Origin of the sequence: Streptomyces sp. NRRL F-2580, from assembly GCF_000720115.1 — a bacterium.
In the GTDB taxonomy this organism is placed as follows: domain Bacteria; phylum Actinomycetota; class Actinomycetes; order Streptomycetales; family Streptomycetaceae; genus Streptomyces.
This window is the reverse complement of sequence record NZ_JOIR01000099.1, coordinates 1-1,518: the sequence shown is the minus strand read 5'-3', so window position 1 is coordinate 1,518 and position 1,518 is coordinate 1. Positions and strand designations below refer to the sequence as shown.

Below are 1,518 nucleotides of genomic sequence, written 5' to 3'. Positions count from 1 at the left end.
TAGGGCGTGTATCGAAAGTGCCTGGTGAGGATGACGGAGAGCCCTTTTGTGATCAAGAATGATTGGATGGTCATGCTTGAGACTCCCCGTTTGATCCTGCGTCGCTGGCGCGAGGAAGACGTTGCGCCCATGGCTGCCGTCAATGCCGACCCCGAGGTCATGCGGTGGATCCGTGACGGCGGCGTCCTTGACGAACAGCAGACTCGCGGCCGGGTCCAGGCGTGGGAGAGCGAGTGGGAGTCACAGGGCTTCGGCCTGTTCGCCGTGGAGATCCGGTCCACTGGCGAGCTGGCCGGGTTCACCGGCCTTTCGGTGCCCAACTACTTGCCGGAGGTACTGCCAGCGGTTGAGGTCGGCTGGCGGCTGGGACGTTCCCACTGGGGGCAGGGCTTGGCCACCGAGGCCGCTGCGGCCGCTGTACGGTTCGGGTTCGAAGAGCGAGAGCTGGAGCGGATCGTCAGCATCGCTCAAGTGGGCAACGACGCCTCCGAACGGATCATGACCAAACTGGGGATACATCCGGTCCGTGAGACCGTCAATCCCGCCGGTGGTCGGCGAGTACGGGTGTTCGAGTTGTCGTCGGACCAGTACGTCACAACCACTCGTTGATAGCCGCTACGAGGACGGTCGCCTCGTAGCGGACCGCGAGTTTGTCGAAGCGGGTGGCCACCGCTCGGTGCCTTTTGAGTCGGTTGATTCCACACTCGACCGCATGCCGAGCCTTGTAGTCCTCGGCGTCGAATCTGGGCGGCCGGCCACCGAGAGCGCCCAGTTTCTTGCGGTTACGTGCCTGGTCGGCCTTGTCCGGGATGGTGCAACGGATGCCGCGTCGGCGCAGGTAGGCGCGGTTCCTGCGGGAGGCGTACGCCTTGTCAGCCCTCACGCGATTGGGACGGACACGTGGCCGGCCGGGCCCGATGCGGGGCACGCGTACCTTCTCTAGCACGCGTTCGAACTGCGGCGAGTCACCGCGCTGGCCAGCCGTGATCACGATCGACATAGGCCTCTGGCCCTGTTCGACGGCCAGGTGCAACTTAGTTGTGAACCCGCCGCGCGAGCGTCCCAGCCCGTGATCTCCGGGCTCGGTGAAGACACCTCCCGGTGGTTCCTTTTGCAGGTCACCCCGCTTGCGGGCGCCGGCCGCATGCTGGTGAGCGCGGCACACCGTGGAGTCGACGCTCAGGTCCCAAGTGATCGCACCCTTCGCGTCGGCCAGGGACTGGAGCCGGGTAAGGACCCGGTGCCAGGTGCCATCCCGCTGCCATCGGCGGAAGAGGTCGTAGATCCGGCCCCACGGCCCGTACTCGACTGGCACGTCCCGCCACGGCACGCCGGTACGGACCCGGAACCTTATGCCGTCGATCAGCTGCCGCCGGGGCCAGACGGGCGGCCGCCCCGCCTTCATCCCCTTCGGCAACAACGGCTCCAACACCGCCCACTGTTCATCCGTGAGATCTCCCCGACCCATGAACCGTGATCATCCACAGCTCAAGATCCACTTTCGATACACGGCCTAGT

2 protein-coding genes are annotated in these 1,518 nt (G+C 65.6%); one reads left to right on the top strand and one right to left on the bottom strand.

The genetic code is table 11. The features are described from left to right. Positions 1 to 72: 72 nt before the first annotated feature. Entirely contained in the window at positions 73 to 609 is a 537-nt protein-coding gene (locus tag IF88_RS0139590; protein WP_078893443.1) for a GNAT family N-acetyltransferase, read from the top strand. Here the strand turns inward: IF88_RS0139590 and IF88_RS0139585 are convergent. Then, entirely contained in the window at positions 593 to 1,468 is an 876-nt protein-coding gene (locus IF88_RS0139585) for an IS5 family transposase (protein WP_030724402.1), read from the bottom strand. The genes IF88_RS0139590 and IF88_RS0139585 overlap by 17 nt on opposite strands. Between the last annotated feature and the right edge of the window lie 50 nt (positions 1,469 to 1,518).